Consider the following 19,119-nt stretch of genomic DNA (forward strand, 5'->3'; position numbering starts at 1 on the left):
TTGGATATTATTGTATGAAAGGAAATTTATCAAAACTCATAATGGTATTAGGCATAGTGGCTCTAGTGGTTAGCATTGTTATGGTATTACTTGCGATGATAGGGTCAGTAAAAATTACCAATGGTTGCCTCCTTAGATATGATCAAGATGCAGAGGGAGGTAGTACTGATCGTATTACTAATACAATCATGCTTAACGCAACAGCAAACTATACTGTTATTACCACAACAAAACCAGATGGTTCAATTGAAACTAAGTATGATCCTAAACATTATGGAGAATGGTTAAATACTAATCTAGCTGTTACAGATAAGCAGGATGTTAAGTTTAAAATAGAGGGCAACATAAGTCTTTGTAGAGCTTATATTCCAAAAAATAATATTCAACAATCTTCAGATCTAGATACCAATAATAACATGGTTGCCATCCCTAGGATTGAAGAAACTAATGCAGAACCACTATCTTTAATTTTTGATGCTAAAACTGATGAATGGCGAAATATAGCTGAATTGTTTATTAATGATCAGGTTATAGTATCAATTTTACCGGATCACAAAAAATTGCCGAATTTGCCAAATAATATGGCTAGTGTAAAAAATATCTTTAAGCTTGTTAAGCAAGATGGTGAATTTAAAAATTTTATAGAGACAGCAGATTGCTCAGAAGGCAAGAGAAAATACAGCCCATTATGTGGTAGATATTCAATATATTCTGGGGAATATGTCACTGGTTGCAAATGGCCGGCAAATTGTAATAATCCGAATGATTGTGTTAATATTAATCCACACGAGGTGTGTTGGAGTAAGCCATATGACTGGGAATTGCCCTCGACTATTTGTACCATAGATCCATTGCATGTAGGAAGTTATTGGAAAACAATATGTGATAAGGGTCCTTTTTGGGCTAATGTGATGGGGGTGGCACCAGAACCTTATAAGGAGGATGGTTTTTTTACGTCTCCTTGGAGTGACGATACTAATAAGTTATTTACTAATTTTCATCCTGAATGTTCTTACAATTCTAGTAGCTTATCTCGTAGATGTCCTGACGTTGATCATAGCATTAAAGATAAAGCTTACATAGAAGGAGAATATCAAAATAAAAGATATTTTTGGTACTCCGCCGATGGTCCAACAGGTTTATTATATAGAATGGATAATAGTGAGACCCCAACTAATGCTAAATCTTTAGGGACAGGCTATAAATTTGCTAAAATAATTGCTGGAAACAAAGATTATGATCCAATAAATAGTAGTCAAGATGCTAATATTAAATATCAAATCATTTATAACAAGACTCTAGCTGGTGTATCAAAGAGCTATTTACAATATCGTTTATGGTCAAAAGATGACAAATATACCAATAATACTGGTGGCTATGTCTTAAACATTAAGCAGACCAAATGTCGAAGAACTAATGGTGAGAGTTTTGATGATGTTGTGGCTGATCGTGGTAAAATACAATATTTAGTAGTACCATATGACGAAAATCCTAACACATCTAGTAAATCCTATACAGCCAATAATATTAGTATGGATGATGCAGAAGGTAATGCGAAGATTACTACAAGTGGCAATGGATATCTATGGATGAGAATTCTCAATAAAAAAGAGGATTATAAAGAAAGTTATGGTAGATACCAAGTACAATTCTTTACCTCAGAAAAAGTTGGTAGTTTTACTTTAAATATTTTAACCCCTTTATTTGAGTTATTAAAAGGCAAAATCAAGAATGCAGCTGTGATGATTTTTAAGAACATGACTTGCTATGGTGGGGGAGTTACTACTTGTACTAACTTTTTTAACTATATAAAAGCCGTACTAATTCTTTACGTTATGTCATACGGAGCAATGTTTTTATTAGGTATGGTCAAAATCAACCAACAAGATTTGGTAATTAGGATAGCAAAAATCGCTATAGTTAGTGGGTTAATGAATGAAAGTACTTTTGAATTTTTCAATAATTATATATTTGATTTTGTAACTAATTTTTCAGATGGAATCATCTCCAATATGAGTGGCTATAGCATGTTTTCATCGACGAATAAAATAACAAATCCTTTCATGTTCTTAGATGCATTAATGAGTAAAATATTGTTCAGTAAAACTTTTGCTGGTCAAGTGCTTTCTTTAATCTCTATGGGTCTTAGTGGATTGATTTATTTTGTTATAGTATTTATTGCTACAATGATAGTAATCATCACCGCTCTTCGAGCCGTGGCAGTTTATATTATGGCATTTATGGCAATCGCTATATTAATTGGTGTAGCTCCATTGTTTCTTACGTTTATGCTATTTGATTTCACTAGATATTTATTTGATAATTGGGTGAGGTTTACTTTTAGATATATGATAGAGCCAGTAATTTTAATGGCAGGAATTATTATACTTACTCAGCTATTTACAATTTACTTGGATTTTGCAACTGGTTATAGTGTGTGTTGGAAATGTGCTTTACCTATAAAAGTTCCATTCCCTGCTATCCCAGGTCTTCCTGCGATTTTCTCTAACTTAGAGATTTTTTGTATCAATTGGTTTGTACCTTGGGGAATGGATCATCGTTCTGGCATGATGGGTTTGAATATGCAACATTATATTGCATTAATTATAATTGCTTATGGAATGTATGGTTATGTTGAATTTTCTGGAAAAATGGTGGCAAAGTTGACTAGTACCGCTGGACCTTCTGCAACATCTATGGGGCATGCAATGTCATCGGCAATGGAACAAGGAGCTTTAAAAAAGGTTGGTTTAGATCAGGCATCTAGAGATACAATTAAGAAAGAAGCTGCCGGTAGATTAAAAGATAGGAATAAAGCAATCGATAAAGGGAATAAAGCTAGGTCAAAAAGTGATAAGGATAGTGATGGTAATAATAAGGATCAGAATCCAAGAAGTGGTGTTGAAAGTGATAGTGGTAATGAAAGTGTTTCTAATGCGAATCCAAAGTAATAACTGAAAATGAAGTGAATAGGATGAGAAATTTCAGGTATCTAATTTTGTTGGTAGATTTTCTACTTAAAGGGCAACTGTTTATTGCCTTAGTAGTCCTATTAGCCTGTAATCCTGTCAAAGCTGATGATAATGAGAAAGATGCTAAATTTGATTGGATGAGTTCGAGTTTAAGTGGACTTGCAGCTCTATTTTCAGCATGTCTAGAAGTACCAAAATTCAATAGTTTTCAAGAAGGTAGCATTTCTTTAGACCTTACAAAACCAAATGAATGGAATTCTACTGGTAACTATGTCAAAAAAGATAAAGCCATTAAGTTTGACTGGAGTACTAGTGGAGCTGTAAGTAGTCCAAGAAGATACCGAGTGATGTACCGTATAGATCCAAGGTTCAATAGACCACAAATATTTATTAAAACTTTTAATTACTTAACTAAAAAATATGAAGCTACTAATTTTCCTAAATTTAAGGCAACTGATCCAACTAAAGATTATATAAGTTTGGCATTTAGCAAAATGCAGAATTATGTAGACTATTTTAATTTTGCTGAAAATCGTCAGAAGATTCGGGTAGAAAAAGGTGATGTAATAAATATAACTCTCACAGGAGCAGGAGATTTTTTTAGTGTAGCTACTGACGAAGATTTTTTAAAGTCAGAGCTTGACAATAATATATTAGGAGTCCCGTCACTTTATACAAATAGCAACCTTGATAATAAAATACTATATTCAACTGCAGAAAAATTGTGTGATTCTATTGACCCCTCATCAAGGGATAAAGTGTGTCAGGATACTGGAGCAAATACGAAATACAAGGTGTTAGATAAGTTAGCATTAGTTGGTAAACCGTTAACCCAAGGCTCTATACAACAGATTATTATAACTTGTCCTGATTTTGCTAATGATAAAGATAACTCTCCAGTGTGCTTCTATGATCAAGGGAGAGGGATGAGGATACTAGTAAATAACCAGATTATAAAGAGAGAAGCGGAAAGTTTTGTATATTCTAAATTTCTAAAAAAGAGTTTCTTATATTATAAATCTGATATTGCTGGAGATTTAGATTTTTTAACTGATTGGTCAATCCAAGGCATGTTTACCTCCCTAGACAAACCTTTAATGAGTGATTGGACTACATTTTCTGATCTTGACAAACTTAATTCTTATATTAATGACTCTACTGTTGTAGACTTAAGTAGTAGTTTTTTACATTTTGGACGCTACATTATGATGGTAGAAGTAGGTAATGGTGATAAGAGTATTAGTGATGCACAACAAAAAGACATAGAAGTTGAATATATTATAATGAAAGATGGCGGTACACCACTTGCATCGCTAGTGGGTACACAAATCAACCAAGATTTTGCAACTGATGCTGACAAAGATGGCTATTTATGGGTTAGAGTAAAGAATCCTAATAAAGAGGTAATGGGAAAAATTAAGATAAATTATGCTAATTATATGGGGAGTACTTGGTTCTCAGATATTGTATATAACGGAGCAGTTAAACCTATTACCAAGGAGTTTCATAAATTTACTATGAATTTTTATACTAAACTAACTAAAAATGTAACATTACACCGAATCATAAAAGCTGCATTGATTCTTTATGTAATGATATATGCTTTAACCTTTTTAGCGGGTGCTATTCAAATAACTGCCAAAGATTTATTAACGAGGATTATAAAAATAACTTTGATAGTTATCCTAATAGGAGATGATAGTTGGAACTTTTTCAATAATTACTTATTTAATGCCTTTATTAAGGGTACTGACTATCTAATGACCAATGTAGTAGGGCTTACTAGTTCTACAGCTAACATTTTTGGTTTTATTGATCCAATATTTGATAAATATACCAATGGCAGATTTTGGGGGCTTTTATTTATACAATTACTCCAAATCCATAATGGTCTTACCCTTGTTGCTATCATGACTATTTATTCTCTGACGCTTTATTTTAGAGCCATTTTGGAAGTTATCATAGGTTACGTTATAGCCTATATTGGTCTTGCGATTATGATATCTTTAGCACCATTATTCATAATTTTGGTACTATTTGAGAAGACAAAAAGCATTTTCGATAACTGGTTATCTACTTTATTTAGTTATATGATGCAACCAACCATATTATTAATATTTTTTCTATTAATAGATCAGGTGATGTCTGAACAACTTTTAAAGATTGTGGTAAGAGCATGTTGGGATAGTACGTTCATCCCAATAGAGATAGGGTTAGATCTAACGCATATGAACATACCGATTAATTTCTCGTTTAAATTACCATTTTTACCTGGGATACCTTTCTTCGCACCGGATGTTACGGAAATTAATAATGCACAGGATTTATTAAATTCTACTGGTACATTCTTGGTAATATTTACCAGTAGCTTGTTATTCTATGCTTATTGCCTAATGTGTTATGGACTTGTCGATTATGTGACTATAGTAGTTGCTCAATTGACCAACGTAACACCTGCAAGACAAGAGGGTGATTTCCAAAGGCCTGATAATCCTACAAAATCTATTATGCAGGATATGGAATCTGTGGCAAGACCAGTCAAGGATTTAGCTTTTGCTCCAGCTAGGATATTTAAGGATAAGGTTATAGATCAAAATTATAAAGCTAGGAAAAGTGATCCTGACGGCAAGAAAGAATATACTGGCAAAATATTTGCCTCAAGAAATGATTCAGACACTGGTGGTGAAGCAGATGGTGGATCTAATAAAAAGGAATAATTACTATTTAACCTGAATTCGATGTAACAAGTTACATCGAATTCAGTATTATATATAGAAACAATCAGGTTTGAAGCGGCTGCCCACCTGATTGTTAAAATATAATACTCCATTCAATATGTGATTTTAATTATTAAAATCACATATTACCCCAATTCGGGATAAGAATTAGTTAATTCTTATCCCGAATTCGCGTATATTGAATGATGAAAAAAGTTAAAATGCACCCACGTCAGCCGCTTCAAGAGTGCATTTTTCCTTATAACAAAGCCAGTTCGATATAAGAATTAATAATTCTTATATCGAACTGAGGTTATTTAAGCCTAGGTTTCTATAAATGAAGAATATTTTTGCTATTTTATTAATTTCTATGTTGTGCCTTTCAGGGTGTACTGGCGATAGGTGCATTGATGCAGATGATTTTGGCTTTATAAAATTTGTAATTTCTTCAAGATATAAAAAAGAAAAGTTAAGCGGGCAACAAGATAATCAAACAGCTCCTTGGATCAATACTGGATATAATGTAAATGGTCAACCACTCACTATATTGGTAAAAACTTGGGATTATTCTAAAGGAGATAAAAACAACTCTACAGAATTATCAGCTTGGAGTGCGTGGTATGGTCAAGAAAAAAATACCAATACTTTATCCGAATTTTGTAAGAGACTACAAGTATGCAAATTTATAGATGACAGGATGTGTACTAAGAGTAAGGATGCCAAAATTAGTAACGCACCATGTTTATTTAAAAATGGTGTAGGGCTATACATGTTAATTGCTGAGCGTGATACAAATCCTAATCTCTCTTTGGATACACAGCGTACACCAAAAGGCATTACCGCCCACCTTGGTGAACCTCTTGCTGGTTATGAACTTTATGATCTTAATAAAAGAGGGGAATTAGTAAAAGCTGGAGGAATAAGTTATCAATATGAAGGTAAAGGTGAAGTTAGCCCATTATATTTTAAGATTTTAGATAAATTTTATGATGATAATAATGGTCAGTATCGTGTAGTTATTAAATCTGGGGTCACTGACACTAGACCTGACCCTATTGAATTTTTAACGAATTTAATAAAAGCTGAGTTATTTGGTGATGATGAGAATCATGGGCTAGTTAGGTCAATTTACGAGGGTATTATTAAAACACCAGGATATCGTGTATCTGTTTCAGCTCTGTTAACTTTGTATATTATGTTTACAGGATTTTCTTTCCTAATTGGTAATGTTAATCTCACACATACTGAATTAATAATTAGAGTAGTAAAAGTTAGTATAGTATCTACGTTACTTAGTTCAACTAGTAGCTGGCAATTTTTCCATGATTACTTATTCGTGTTTTTTATGGAAGGGGTAGAAGAAATATTACGAATAATTAAAGAAACAGCGGCTACCGGACCTAGATCTTGGAGTATTATAGGTTTAATGATAGCCCCGCAAACTATGGCAAAATTATTTTCATTACTATTTGTCGATCCTTTAGGGTTTATATATATAATTTTATTCTTGATAGCCCTTTATTTTATCTTCATGATGGTATTTAAGGCTACTATTATATATCTTACAGCACTGATAACTGTTGGGATGATTATCATAATGGCGCCAATATTCATTTGCTTTATGTTATTTGGTATCACGCGTTCATTGTTTGAAAACTGGTTAAGACAGCTGATTTCCTATGCACTACAACCAATTATATTATTTACTGGTATTGCTTTTATTTCAATGATTATCAGAACAGAAATATATTCTTCACTTGGTTTTGGAGTATGTAAGTATGACTTCCCAAATTTAGGACCGATAAATGAACTGTTTGGTAGTATAAATGAAGATCTAGACACTAGTCTTGGAGACTCAATATTTTATTGGTGGTTTCCATCTCCAATGAAAGCTGGCAAATTTTCTAAAACAAAAGCTAATATATTAGTGCCTGTTGATCATCGCATCGATGATGGCTCGCCTGATGGCAAACTATGTTTAGCTTATCAATGTATCGAGGAAAGATATGTTGAATTACCATTTTTAGATCTAGTCAACGATGTAAGAAGAATTGATAATTTTTTCAGTGGTCACTTTGTTCAGCTGGATGGATTATTGTTAATTTTTGTATGTGTTTATTTACTAAGTAAATTTAATGATATAGCTGTTTCAAGTGCTAAATTCTTATCTAGCACCTCAGGTAATCTAACAAATTTACAAGCAATTGGACAAGCCGCTTTTGCCCCTATTCAACAGCAAATAGAAAGACCTGCAAATTATGTTGTAAAGGCTGCTAAGAAAAGGGTGAATCAACACATTATCGAAAAAGCTAGTATGTTTTTTGCCGAAGGGTTTGAAGACAAAATGATGAAGGGTGTAGCACGAGAAGCACTGAAATCACCAAAATCTAGTGTTTTAGATGAAGTAAAAAGAACTTATGGTATAGATTATGCAGATGTTAATGTTCATGCTCTAGATGATTACCAAAAGGGTATTAGTGAAGTTATTAAAGTAATCAAACCGGATGGAACGGACAAAGAATTTAAGGGTAATAGTTATGCCGAACTTCGTGATTATTTAGCGGATCTTAAATTTGGAGAAGGTAAAAAACTTGACAAAGATCAGCAGAAAGAGCTTGATGATTTAATGAAAACTAAAGATGGTAAAACTTTACGAGAATTAGCGAGTGATGCAAAGTTTACCAAAGATTTCCAGCAAGCTTATGTGGATACACATCAAGCAATGTCAGCAAGGGGAATAGGGTTATTTGGTAAAAATATAGCACCTCTCAAAAGTTGGCAAGAGATGAATAGGCATGTTGATGAAAAGAGAGAGCTACGTGATAAGAAGCGTAAAAATATAGGAGAGAGAATATATGCTGGTTATGAAGGATTAAAACGAGAGGCACTTACTGCTATTGTTGGTAAAGATTTACGGGATGCTTTTGAGGGTAACTTAACTGGGGCAGAGTGGGAAGATTTTAATTATAATGATTCAAGACTTAGAACACATAGTGAATCACTTAAGGATCAGCAAAGATCTTTGGAACATCAAGAACTTCTAACTAAAATCAATAAAGAAACCATTGCTGTTCAGGAAGATATTTCATCTCCTGAATATCTAGCCAAGCTTGAATTACAGGGTAGAACAGCAGATATTGCATATTATGCAGAACTATCTAACAAAAAACTTGCCTTTGAGATATATGATGCTTTAGCTAAAGGTGAAGGTGATGACGGGGAGAATCCCGTGTTGATGGGCGAGCGATTCATGCGAGAAAAAGCAACGGATACTCAAACTCGTAATATGATTGACAGTGCTTATAGAATTGAGCAGACACTAATAGATAACGATAAATATGCACGCAGACAAGAACATTATGAAATTATGCGTGAGAAAGCTGAAGCTAATGGGGATAATCAATCTTTAGAGTATAGTAAAGCAGTACTAAAGAAAATAGAAGAAAGAAAAGAACTTATTAAGAAAGAAGTTATATCTCACATTGATGGAATTAATCAATATCGCTTAGGTGCTAGAATGCCTAAATATGAAAAAAATGATTAACAATAGTCTATTACCCCTTACCAATCACTACTATGTCACCCCGCAGGGGTTAAATATATAAACACCTCCTCCTTTAGGAGATTTTTTTAGATCCCCGCCGTAGCTCCATAGTTTTGACGTTAGCACTACAATTGTAGCATTAAGTATAGCATATATTTTTTAGGTACTAATAGACTTTTGAAAATTTATTAAAATATCTATTTATTAAATTTATAATAGTTGTATTTTAGTAAATTTAAACTATTAATTGTTATTTGGGTGAAAACAACAACCATATTTATACTCCTGTTTATAATTTCTGTAACAAATAAGATTTATGCATCAGCTTGGTTAATTGACTCAGGCAAGTACAAATATACGGTTACTGCTAGCAATATTGATAAAAATTCTAAAAACATTAAACAAGTAAGAGCCAATCTTTTTCTACAAATTCAGTGTAAATTGGCATATTTAAAAGATCGTATTAAGTTGGTTAATAATTCATCGGCTCTTTATAATAAGTTATTTAGGCAAATTCAATTTTTAGAGCGTAGATCTAGAGAAATATCCTCATACCAAGACGAATTAATGCGAATCTTTGCTATCGAATATGGAATTAATAAAAACCAAAATTTGGGAATTCAATTACTTTATAAAGAAAATAAATTCCAGGGAAGTAATGACATGAACTACCTGTCTAATGATAAAGAAATTGGTATATTTTATAAAATTAAGCTCTTTCAGAACACTAATAAGATAGTTTCAGTTCAGCCAAGAATATACATGACCAAAGATGGTTGCCAACAGCAATTTTCTTATGAATTATTATTGCTATCAGCATTTTCCAAAAAAATTCGTACAGTTTCGGTATTTGCTGAAAGTGTTTTTAGTTTTGGGCAAGCCCTAAATAACTCATATACAAGAAGAAGTCATTATAGTTTTTCAATATCTGAAGGTATTGAATTTCAAAATGGCATTATGTTAGTAGACTTTACCAAATATTATACTAGGAGAAATTACGGTTCTATTTATAATAGAACTTTATATAAGCAATTTTCAGTTGCAAAAAGGATTAAATTTGGTAATCTAAAGAAGAATAGCCTAACAACACAAATAGGGTATTTTTGTGATAAAAGCCTAATTAATAAACATTATAAAATATCAGGAGTAATATTTTCAATATGGATGGATGTATAAAAAATATTAATAGAGAATTTTTAGATATTCTACTAAAAGAACAACTACTTACGGATTTACAAATATCTCATGTTAAGTTCAAATTAATTGAGAGTACTGGTGAGAATGATTTTTTTAATGTGATAATTGCAGAAGGAATTATTAATAATGAGATGGTTATAGATATTTTGTATAAAAATAAATTATTGCCTCTATTGAATGTGCAAGAAACACAGGTTAAGATTTGTGATTATGCAAAAATTGATCAATATGTAGAAAATGGTTATTTCATTTATGAAAACGATAAAAGCAATAAAGTGCTTGCTATAAATGACCTAGCTTATTTAAGGAAGTTATCAACAATACATTATAATGTACAGATTAATTTGGTCAAAAAGAATGACTTCTATCAGCTACTTGAACAAAATTTTAGCCATTTGAATATAATCAAATCCAAATATTTTCTTGAATTTATCTCAGTATACATGGTAGCAAAAAATATCAATTACACTAAGTCAATTATCATATTTTTTGTGATATATTTTGGAATATTATTTAATTTTAAACATATTTTTCATGTGATTAACATTATTTGCTATTTTTCACAAAATATTTTAAAAATTATGTTATTTAACCAAGCTGTAATTGTACAAAATACAGCGTTTAAAAGTAGTGATATCTCCATTTTAAAAAATGATTCTCTACCTATTTACACTATTTTACTTCCATTATATAAAGAATCAGGCAAGCTAAAGTCAATTATTAGTTATGTCGCTAATATTAATTATCCTAAACATAAATTAGATGTCAAAATCATTATTGAAGCAGATGATTATTTGATGATCAAGGAAAATATCCTATATGAATTACCTTCTTATATACATTTGCTTAAAGTACCTTTTAGTTTACCTAGGACTAAACCTAAAGCCCTTAATTATGCCATGCAATATTGCAGAGGAAAGTATGTAGTAATATATGATGCAGAAGATAGACCTGATACTGATCAACTCCTTAAAGCAGTAATAGCCTTTGATGAATTACCGAAAGAATATGTTTGTTTGCAGGCTAAACTTAACTTCTATAATGAGAATGAAAATTTACTCACTAAACTTTTTAGCATAGAATATTGTTTATGGTTTAAATATCTTCTGAAAGGTTTAAGCTTGATGGACTTACCAGTAACTCTTGGAGGAACTAGCAATCATTTTAAGGTTGACGCCTTACAAAAAATAGGGTTTTGGGACGCTTATAATGTTACTGAGGATGCTGATTTAGGAATTAGATTATATTCTTTTGGTTATAAAGTTCATATGATAGATTCTTATACTTTAGAGGAATCACCTATAGATATTATAAGTTGGATAAATCAAAGATCTCGTTGGATAAAAGGATTTATCCAAACATTTTTGGTATTTCTTGCCCAAAAAGACAAATATAAAAGGTTTAAATTTTATCAAATAACTACTATTTTCATTTTTATTGGTTTTTCTTCTTATGGTTTTTGTTGTTTGCCATTTCTAATGCTAACTATTAAAATTAATACATTCGCCATAATTAATTATTTATGGATAATTAACAGTTTTTTTGCTTTTTCATACCTTTACGGAAGTGCTTTTTTTATTTTACTGATTAAAAAAGGAAAAATAACTAATTTTCGAATATTAGATATTGCTGCCTTGTTTGTGTGGCCTCTGTATTTTCTACTACATACGATAGCAAGTTATAAGGCGATTTGGGAGATTATTTTCATGCCCTTCAAATGGGATAAAACTCAGCATGGGATTAGTACTCTAGACCTTGAATAAATCATGGTATACTCAGATAGAAAATCAATAATTGCGTTGTCGTTGTCCAAGACCTGCGGTACTCACGTACTAATGTACGCTGCGTTCCTCGGCTTGAACACTCCTAGCACTTGTTGATTTTGACTCTATCGTCTACCAACTCTTCATTTACGAGCAGTATATACTTTAAAGCAGAAGAGTATGGTTTGGTAAATTACTGGTGAACATTAGAACGCTTGATACTAACACCACCCAAAATAAAGTAAAAGGTAAAAATACTTTCCAACCTAAACGCATTAATTGGTCGTAACGATATCTAGGTAATGTTGCTCTTATCCATAAAAAACAAAATAATAAAACCCCGGTTTTTAGTACAAACCACATAAAACCTGGCACAAAATTTAAGACTTTAATGCCAAAAGGTGGCAAATAGCCACCTAAGAAAAATGTGGTGGTCATACCGCTAGCTAAAATCATATTAGCGTACTCACCAAGAAAAAATAATGCAAATCCCATGGAAGAATATTCAACATTATAACCAGCAACTAGCTCAGACTCAGCTTCTGATAAATCAAAAGGCAATCTATTCGTTTCTACAAGTACTGATATGAAGAATATTACTGCCATAGGTAACAGCATCAAATCAACCCACCAAGGAAATAATCTTTGTCTTTCTATGATTTCTGAAAGATTAAGAGTACCTGTTGTTAAAAGTACAGTAACAATCACCAACCCTATAGATACTTCGTATGAAATCATCTGAGCCGACGAGCGAACAGCCCCAAGGAAAGCATATTTCGAATTACTTGCCCAGCCCGCTATGATTATACCATAAACAGCTAACGATGAGATGGCCATAATATACAAAACACCAACATTTATGTCGGCTAGTACAAGTTTCTTATCAAAAGGTATTACCGCCCAACCAATTAAACTAAGTACGAGGGTAATCATAGGTGCTAGGGTGAATAATATTTTATCAGCTTGGTTTGGTATAATTGTTTCTTTAAATAATAGTTTTACTGCATCGGCAATTGGTTGCAATAACCCAAAAGGTCCTACTACATTTGGACCTTTTCGGAGTTGCATTAGCCCTATTACTCTTCGCTCAGCATAGGTAAGGTAAGCTACGCACAGCAAAAGAGGAATAGTGATAGATAAAACTTTCAAAGCCACAATAATTAACGGCAATAGATATTGTTGAAAGAACGATATCATGCAACTTTGTCCCTTTCTTGCTTTGACTCTACACATTTTGCCATAGTAACAGATGCTCTACTAATCGAGTCTGTCATATAGTAATTTATAGGTTTAGTCACTATATCAGATTTAAGTAAATTATCGAGGGAGGTAAATTTTATAAAATCACAGCTCGTTATCTCAGAAATATTGGCAAATACCGGGAATTCTGCAGCCAACCTAGTTCTTATTTCATCTAAATTATTCATGCCAAGATTTAGCCCTAAACTATTAGCTAAATTCTTTATAATAACCCAATCTTCTTTTGCTTGTCCTACTGGATGAGTTGCGGCTTTACCATATTGAGGTCTTCCTTCAAAATTTACGTAAGTGGCATCTTTTTCTGTATAGCTACTAGCAGGAAAGATTACATCTGCTACATTTGCTCCATTATCACCGTGATGTCCTTGATATACTACAAAAGATGATTTTATTTTGTTCATATCAATTTCATCACTGCCTAGTAAATATACAAACTTAATCTCACCCCTTTCTGCCTTTTGTAAAATTTCAAAAACTCCATTACCACCGTTTTTAGGACTAAAGCCTATATCTAAACTACCGACCATTGACGCATGATTATGCAATATATTAAAACCATTCCAATCATCTCTAACTATCTTATATTTATCAACCATTTGGTGAATGAGTGCCAAAATAGCATAACCATCATCCCGAGAATATACACCATCACCAATAATTATAACTGGATTTTTTGCATGTTCTAATTCCTTAGCAAACTGATGTTCCTCTGATATTATTGCCTTAATTATGTCAGGGCTAGCCCCTAATTCATTTATATAATAAGTTTGGTTAGTAATATTGCCAATTCGAGCTACTTTTAGCTTTCCCTCTCTTTGCAATATGCCAATACGAGCATTCAGGACAGGAGCTACTTGTCTAATATTTGCACCAATTAACAAAGCTAGATCAGCTTCTTTAAGTCTAGAAATTGTTGTGTTAAATAGATAGTTCCCCCTACTAGATTGGTCTATTTTATAATTAAACTGGTTACTGTCAAAATTGTTACATCCAAGTTTCTGTAATAATGTTTTCAATAAAAACATTGATTCGGTGCATACTAGCGTTCCAGCTATTGCTGCAATCTGATCACCGACTTGATCACCAGCAAGAGACTCTAATTTTTGTGCTACTAATGCAATAGCATCATTCCAAGAGGCTTCGACTAATTTACCGTTTTTCCTGATATATGGAGAATCTAACCTTTGATATTTCAAACCATCATAAGCAAATCTTGCTTTATCTGATATCCATTCTTCGTTGATATCGTCATTAATCCTTGGTAATATCCTCATTACTTCAGATCCCCTACTATCAACCCTTATATTACAACCTTGTGCATCCAATACATCTATTGATTCAGTCTTTGTTAGTTCCCAACTACGAGCTTTAAAAGAATAAGGCTTAGAATTTAATGCTCCGACTGGGCAAATATCTATAATATTGCCTGATAACTCCGATTCAAGACTACGTTCAAGATACGAGGTTACTTCCATATGCTCCCCCCTGTAAAGAGTTCCTATTTCCTCAACTCCAGCAATATCAGTGGCAAATCTTATACATCTAGTACATTGTATGCATCTAGTCATATGGGTCTTAATCAAAGGTCCCATATACTTATCTTTGACCGTTCTTTTATTCTCCAAAAATCTAGAACTTGCTTTACCATATTTAAAGGCTTGATCCTGTAAATCACACTCACCTCCTTGATCACAAATAGGACAATCTAGGGGGTGATTAATCAATAGAAATTCCATCACTCCTTCACGAGCCTTTTTAACACCTATGGTATTAGTGTGGATAACCATACCTGAGGAGGCAGGCATAGCACAAGAAGCAATGGGCTTGGGAGATTTTTCCATCTCCACCAAGCACATACGGCAGTTACCGGCAATCTTTAAACGTTCATGAAAACAGAAATGTGGGATTTCTATACCAAGCTTACTGCAGGCACGAAATACGGTTGTGCCTTCCTCTACTTCAACTTCAGTACCATCTATAGTAAGTTTTATCATTATATAATGTAGTTTTATATTACGTCGAAATTATACCACATTATATGTTACTCACTAATCTAAATTTTCCAATTTTACAAGAATTTTGCAAAATTAACTAACAAAAAAGATGCTATCCCTATGAAAGCAGAGATCTGTATATCATAACTTTTGAGGCTATTTTTTAGATCTCCGCACTAAGATGAAGCTAAGAGACGACTTAAGTTCCCGTACATGCTGTAGTAGCATCAGCAGTACTAGCTACCATGTTTATAATTTCGGGAGCCTTAAACAATATTATAACACCAGTCACAATAACCAATGCAACTTCCCATTTTAATTGACCTCTAAGAGTTTGAATCCCTAGAACAACTATACCAATAATTGCTATACCACGAGCTGTATTACCACGAAATGTTTTGATCATCTTACACAACACATCACCTACTGGATCAGTAGAAGCAAAAGCATCCGATGCTGTAGTAATTAGAGCAATGCTACAAAGGATAAACAGCAAACGCCACACAAAACCACTATCAAACTGTTCAGAATAGGACCTACAAATATTCATATTTTACCTCGTTAACGAATTATTTTAGACATGTGGATGATTCTATACTGTACATTTTTACAGTTCAAGGATTAATATAGGGTGATCGTAATCTAATTGGATAATTGCTGGAAAAGAAAGGTTTACGTGGTGTTTTAGTCACAATTTTTGCAAGTTTAATTAATACTCCCGATGTTATCTCTGCACTTTCGGATGTCATCAACTATGATTTTAAACCGATGTCTTACATTAAATTGAGGTTACACTATGTAGTTCTCTTTTGTGGGTAACTTCCAGAGTCTTTTTCTAACTTCTCAAAATGCAATAGCCCGTAGGCAAAAGCTATAATTGTAGGAATCATAATAATCAATATCCCCCAATTGCCAAAATAGTCAATAATATAAATGAAACCAAAAGAAGTAATAACGTACATCAAAGCACGAGATACAGAAAATATCACGCTAACACAGGTAAAACGTTTAAATATAGGAAAGCTTTTATAAAAAATTGGAGCAGCAGAGGTATGACAGTACTTAAATAAAATAATGACTATCTGAATGAGAAATAGCTCAAACGGAAAATGAAGATTATTTAGCCAATATGGACAAAATAAAATAACAATAGAATATATAATAAGTATAATTTTTGCGGTTAATAATGGATATACTCTGTAACTTACATAAGATAATATTGATAAGATTAAGAACTCTAATACAGAGACAATAAAATTATGATGAATAACCTCAATTGATGTATAACCAAAATCAGTCTTGAGAATAGTACCACAATGCAGATAGATAAAATAAAAACATACCGGTGTAGAACATTCTAATAAAAGGAACGCTATTATTGTTTTTTTATTAATTTTTTCATTAACGACTGGATCATTATATAATGCTTTTATATCAATATTAGCTTTCTCATATTTCTTTTTTAGTATAAGTTTTGCATTAGCAAATTCAGGTGTTTCCCGCAATGTTGTTTTAGCAGCAAAACCAATCAATGCCACTATTGCACCTATCCAAAATGCTAGACGCCAGTTAAAACCATAGGAAGTAACAAGTGAGGCAATTCCTAAAGCACCCATACTTCCTAAGACAGCAGATAGACCTACCAATGTCACACTTACATACTGGATTGGTGGGTTAATTGTTTCGGTTAAATAAAGTCCTGCCCCTACTATCTCCCCCATAGATGTCATGCCTTGAACAATACGGCAAATTGTTATTATCCAAGTAGCAGCTACTCCTATTTGAGCATAGGTAGGAAGATTAGCCATGACAAAACATGATACAGCCATCATAAAAGTTGTAATTATAACAGTAGATTTGCGTCCTATATTATCACCCAACCAACCAAATATTAAGGCACCAACCGGCCGAAAAACAAAGGTAGTACAAAAGGCAAAAGACATCATTAAAGAAGTGAAGTGAGAATCAGCAGGTTCAAAAAACAACTCATTAAGAAATGCTGCCATATGAACATATAACATCAAGTCAAAATATTCTAAAAATGTACCAATTGAAAGTAAGCCCACTGCTTCTTTCTGTTCTCTAGTTAGACTTCTCTGTTCATGCGGATACTTTATCATTTATTTTTCTCCTTTAATGTTAAAATGAGCTTATATATTCTGCTACTTTAAAGAATTGGAGTCTACTTAACCTCAAGTATCAATGTAATAAATTAATAGTAGGCTTAAGTAATCATCGCCATTAGGGGGCACCTTTGTCATTATGTCACTCCTACTCGCCATTATGTCATCCAAACGAAAGCTGGGATATAAAACCATATAACATACCTTTTATGCTATTTTTTAGACCTCTGCCTACGCACAGGTGTGACATTCGAAGGCAAGGATGGACTATTAAACAGATGTCTTACATCGAATTTAGGTACATTATATAAATTTTTTAGATACTGGATTTTCCATGAGTCTCTTAGCTATCTCACTATCTGATATGGAATCGTTTTTTGTAGATTGCATATATATAGCTACTAATTCTAGCATTTTATCACAAAACTCAGATTGTAGCATTTGAGAAGCTTCTAGCTTTTGCCTATTCATTAAATCTATAGTCTCAAGTTTTTTGCTTTCTAGAAACTTATCAAATTCTTCGTTTTGCTGCTTAATTATATTATTGGCAGTTTCTTTGCCATCTTTGATCATTTTTTCTCTTAAAACTTCAATCTGTTGTATTTGGACTGCAGCATTTTCAAATAACAACGTCATATCTTTGTTAAGTTTTTGGGCTTCTAAGACTTGGTCTTTGATAGCTGTAATTTTGTCATCTAACGATTTTAAAATTATATTTTTTATCGGTCTATAGACTAAATACACAAAAATTAGGAAACAGATGGCTAGCCAAAATTTTTCGTCAAACAATTGCATTATTTTATCTTTTTGTAAGATTCTTTTAGTAATTCTAAATCAACTTCTTGATTAGTAATTTTTTGAATTAACAATTTTGCTAAATCGATGCATGAGTCATTTTCATCAATCCAAAATAATTTATTAGTTGTTTCTATATCATGACGATTATTGGCAATTTGTGCTTTCAACTCATTATGGAGTTGAATTTTTTTTGATAGCAGAGATGCTTCCATTGCATCCCTAGCTTCTTTTTTAATATTTTCCACTATATTTGATATCTCTGCTAGCGTACTTGTATATTGCTTGTGCAAGCTATCAGCTTTTTCCCCAAGACTTTCTGCACTAGCAATATTGCTATCTATATAAGCTTGCCTGTTCTCAAGAATCTTTTCAGTTAGTGGTGCAATGAACTTATGAACTAGAAGGTATAAGGTACTAAAAACAACCCCCAGCCAAAAGATTTGTGAACAATAAAAGGTAACATCAAATTGAGGCATAGTTATTTAAGAAAATATTAATAAAATTGCAATTACGAACGAGAATAAGCCCATAGCTTCCGTAAGTCCAGCTCCAATGAATGCCATTCTTTGTAATTGATCAGTAGCTGAAGGGTTACGGGCAATTGAAGACAGCAATGCACTGAATATACTACCTACGCCAATAGCAGCACCTGACATACCAATAGCCATTAATCCTACACCAATAAATTTTAGAGATGTTCCGTCCATATATAAGCTCCTAAATATAAAAAATTCTAGGTTCTTGCGTATGA

12 protein-coding genes are annotated in these 19,119 nt (G+C 32.6%); 5 read left to right on the top strand and 7 right to left on the bottom strand.

Annotated features, from left to right (window positions below):
* Positions 1–14: 14 nt before the first annotated feature.
* The 5 genes from ACFEL1_RS04630 (at position 15) to ACFEL1_RS04650 (ending at position 12,193) form a co-directional block, all read left to right on the top strand.
* Entirely contained in the window at positions 15–2,951 is a 2,937-nt protein-coding gene (locus tag ACFEL1_RS04630; protein ID WP_375330668.1) for a type IV secretion system protein, read from the top strand.
* A gap of 23 nt (positions 2,952–2,974) precedes the next feature.
* Positions 2,975–5,689 carry a type IV secretion system protein gene (locus ACFEL1_RS04635; protein WP_341762712.1) on the top strand — a complete coding sequence of 905 codons (2,715 nt, stop codon included), beginning with the start codon at positions 2,975–2,977 and terminating at the stop codon, positions 5,687–5,689.
* A 337-nt stretch (positions 5,690–6,026) separates the two neighbouring features.
* Positions 6,027–9,233, top strand: coding sequence for a type IV secretion system protein (locus tag ACFEL1_RS04640; protein WP_375330669.1), 3,207 nt, complete (start codon positions 6,027–6,029; stop codon positions 9,231–9,233).
* A gap of 258 nt (positions 9,234–9,491) precedes the next feature.
* Complete coding sequence (locus ACFEL1_RS04645) at positions 9,492–10,409, top strand: hypothetical protein (protein WP_375330670.1); 918 nt, start codon at positions 9,492–9,494, stop codon at positions 10,407–10,409.
* Entirely contained in the window at positions 10,394–12,193 is a 1,800-nt protein-coding gene (locus ACFEL1_RS04650) for a glycosyltransferase family 2 protein (protein WP_375330671.1), read from the top strand. The genes ACFEL1_RS04645 and ACFEL1_RS04650 overlap by 16 nt, the downstream gene beginning before the upstream one ends.
* A 165-nt stretch (positions 12,194–12,358) precedes the next feature.
* Here ACFEL1_RS04650 and nuoH read toward each other — a convergent pair whose 3' ends face one another.
* The 7 genes from nuoH to ACFEL1_RS04685 all read right to left on the bottom strand — a co-directional run bounded on the left by nuoH (position 12,359) and on the right by ACFEL1_RS04685 (position 19,075).
* Entirely contained in the window at positions 12,359–13,390 is a 1,032-nt protein-coding gene (gene nuoH / locus ACFEL1_RS04655) for an NADH-quinone oxidoreductase subunit NuoH (protein ID WP_342279121.1), read from the bottom strand.
* Complete coding sequence (nuoG, locus tag ACFEL1_RS04660) at positions 13,387–15,447, bottom strand: NADH-quinone oxidoreductase subunit NuoG (RefSeq protein WP_375330672.1); 2,061 nt, start codon at positions 15,445–15,447, stop codon at positions 13,387–13,389. The genes nuoH and nuoG overlap by 4 nt, the downstream gene beginning before the upstream one ends.
* A 199-nt stretch (positions 15,448–15,646) precedes the next feature.
* The gene (locus ACFEL1_RS04665) at positions 15,647–15,997 is read right to left on the bottom strand and encodes a TrbC/VirB2 family protein (RefSeq protein ID WP_341761580.1); all 351 of its coding nucleotides are present in this window, start codon (positions 15,995–15,997) and stop codon (positions 15,647–15,649) included.
* A 244-nt stretch (positions 15,998–16,241) separates the two neighbouring features.
* Entirely contained in the window at positions 16,242–17,567 is a 1,326-nt protein-coding gene (locus ACFEL1_RS04670; protein WP_341761579.1) for an MFS transporter, read from the bottom strand.
* A gap of 306 nt (positions 17,568–17,873) precedes the next feature.
* Positions 17,874–18,365, bottom strand: coding sequence for an ATP F0F1 synthase subunit B (locus tag ACFEL1_RS04675; RefSeq protein ID WP_375330673.1), 492 nt, complete (start codon positions 18,363–18,365; stop codon positions 17,874–17,876).
* Entirely contained in the window at positions 18,365–18,844 is a 480-nt protein-coding gene (locus tag ACFEL1_RS04680) for an ATP F0F1 synthase subunit B' (RefSeq protein ID WP_342279118.1), read from the bottom strand. The genes ACFEL1_RS04675 and ACFEL1_RS04680 overlap by 1 nt, the downstream gene beginning before the upstream one ends.
* Positions 18,845–18,850: 6 nt before the next feature.
* The gene (locus ACFEL1_RS04685; protein WP_341748043.1) at positions 18,851–19,075 is read right to left on the bottom strand and encodes a F0F1 ATP synthase subunit C; all 225 of its coding nucleotides are present in this window, start codon (positions 19,073–19,075) and stop codon (positions 18,851–18,853) included.
* Positions 19,076–19,119 lie beyond the last annotated feature (44 nt).

Source organism: Candidatus Tisiphia endosymbiont of Oplodontha viridula, assembly GCF_964264865.1.
Lineage (GTDB): Bacteria > Pseudomonadota > Alphaproteobacteria > Rickettsiales > Rickettsiaceae > Tisiphia.

Bases quoted from the DNA above. Each gene is read 5' to 3' on its own strand.
- ACFEL1_RS04630 (WP_375330668.1), top strand. From the start codon at position 15: ATGAAAGGAAATTTATCAAAACTCATAATGGTATTAGGCATAGTGGCT.
- ACFEL1_RS04635 (WP_341762712.1), top strand. From the start codon at position 2,975: ATGAGAAATTTCAGGTATCTAATTTTGTTGGTAGATTTTCTACTTAAA.
- ACFEL1_RS04640 (WP_375330669.1), top strand. From the start codon at position 6,027: ATGAAGAATATTTTTGCTATTTTATTAATTTCTATGTTGTGCCTTTCA.
- ACFEL1_RS04650 (WP_375330671.1), top strand. From the start codon at position 10,394: ATGGATGGATGTATAAAAAATATTAATAGAGAATTTTTAGATATTCTA.
- nuoH (WP_342279121.1), bottom strand. From the start codon at position 13,390: ATGATATCGTTCTTTCAACAATATCTATTGCCGTTAATTATTGTGGCT.
- nuoG (WP_375330672.1), bottom strand. From the start codon at position 15,447: ATGATAAAACTTACTATAGATGGTACTGAAGTTGAAGTAGAGGAAGGC.
- ACFEL1_RS04665 (WP_341761580.1), bottom strand. From the start codon at position 15,997: ATGAATATTTGTAGGTCCTATTCTGAACAGTTTGATAGTGGTTTTGTG.
- ACFEL1_RS04670 (WP_341761579.1), bottom strand. From the start codon at position 17,567: ATGATAAAGTATCCGCATGAACAGAGAAGTCTAACTAGAGAACAGAAA.
- ACFEL1_RS04675 (WP_375330673.1), bottom strand. From the start codon at position 18,365: ATGCAATTGTTTGACGAAAAATTTTGGCTAGCCATCTGTTTCCTAATT.
- ACFEL1_RS04680 (WP_342279118.1), bottom strand. From the start codon at position 18,844: ATGCCTCAATTTGATGTTACCTTTTATTGTTCACAAATCTTTTGGCTG.
- ACFEL1_RS04685 (WP_341748043.1), bottom strand. From the start codon at position 19,075: ATGGACGGAACATCTCTAAAATTTATTGGTGTAGGATTAATGGCTATT.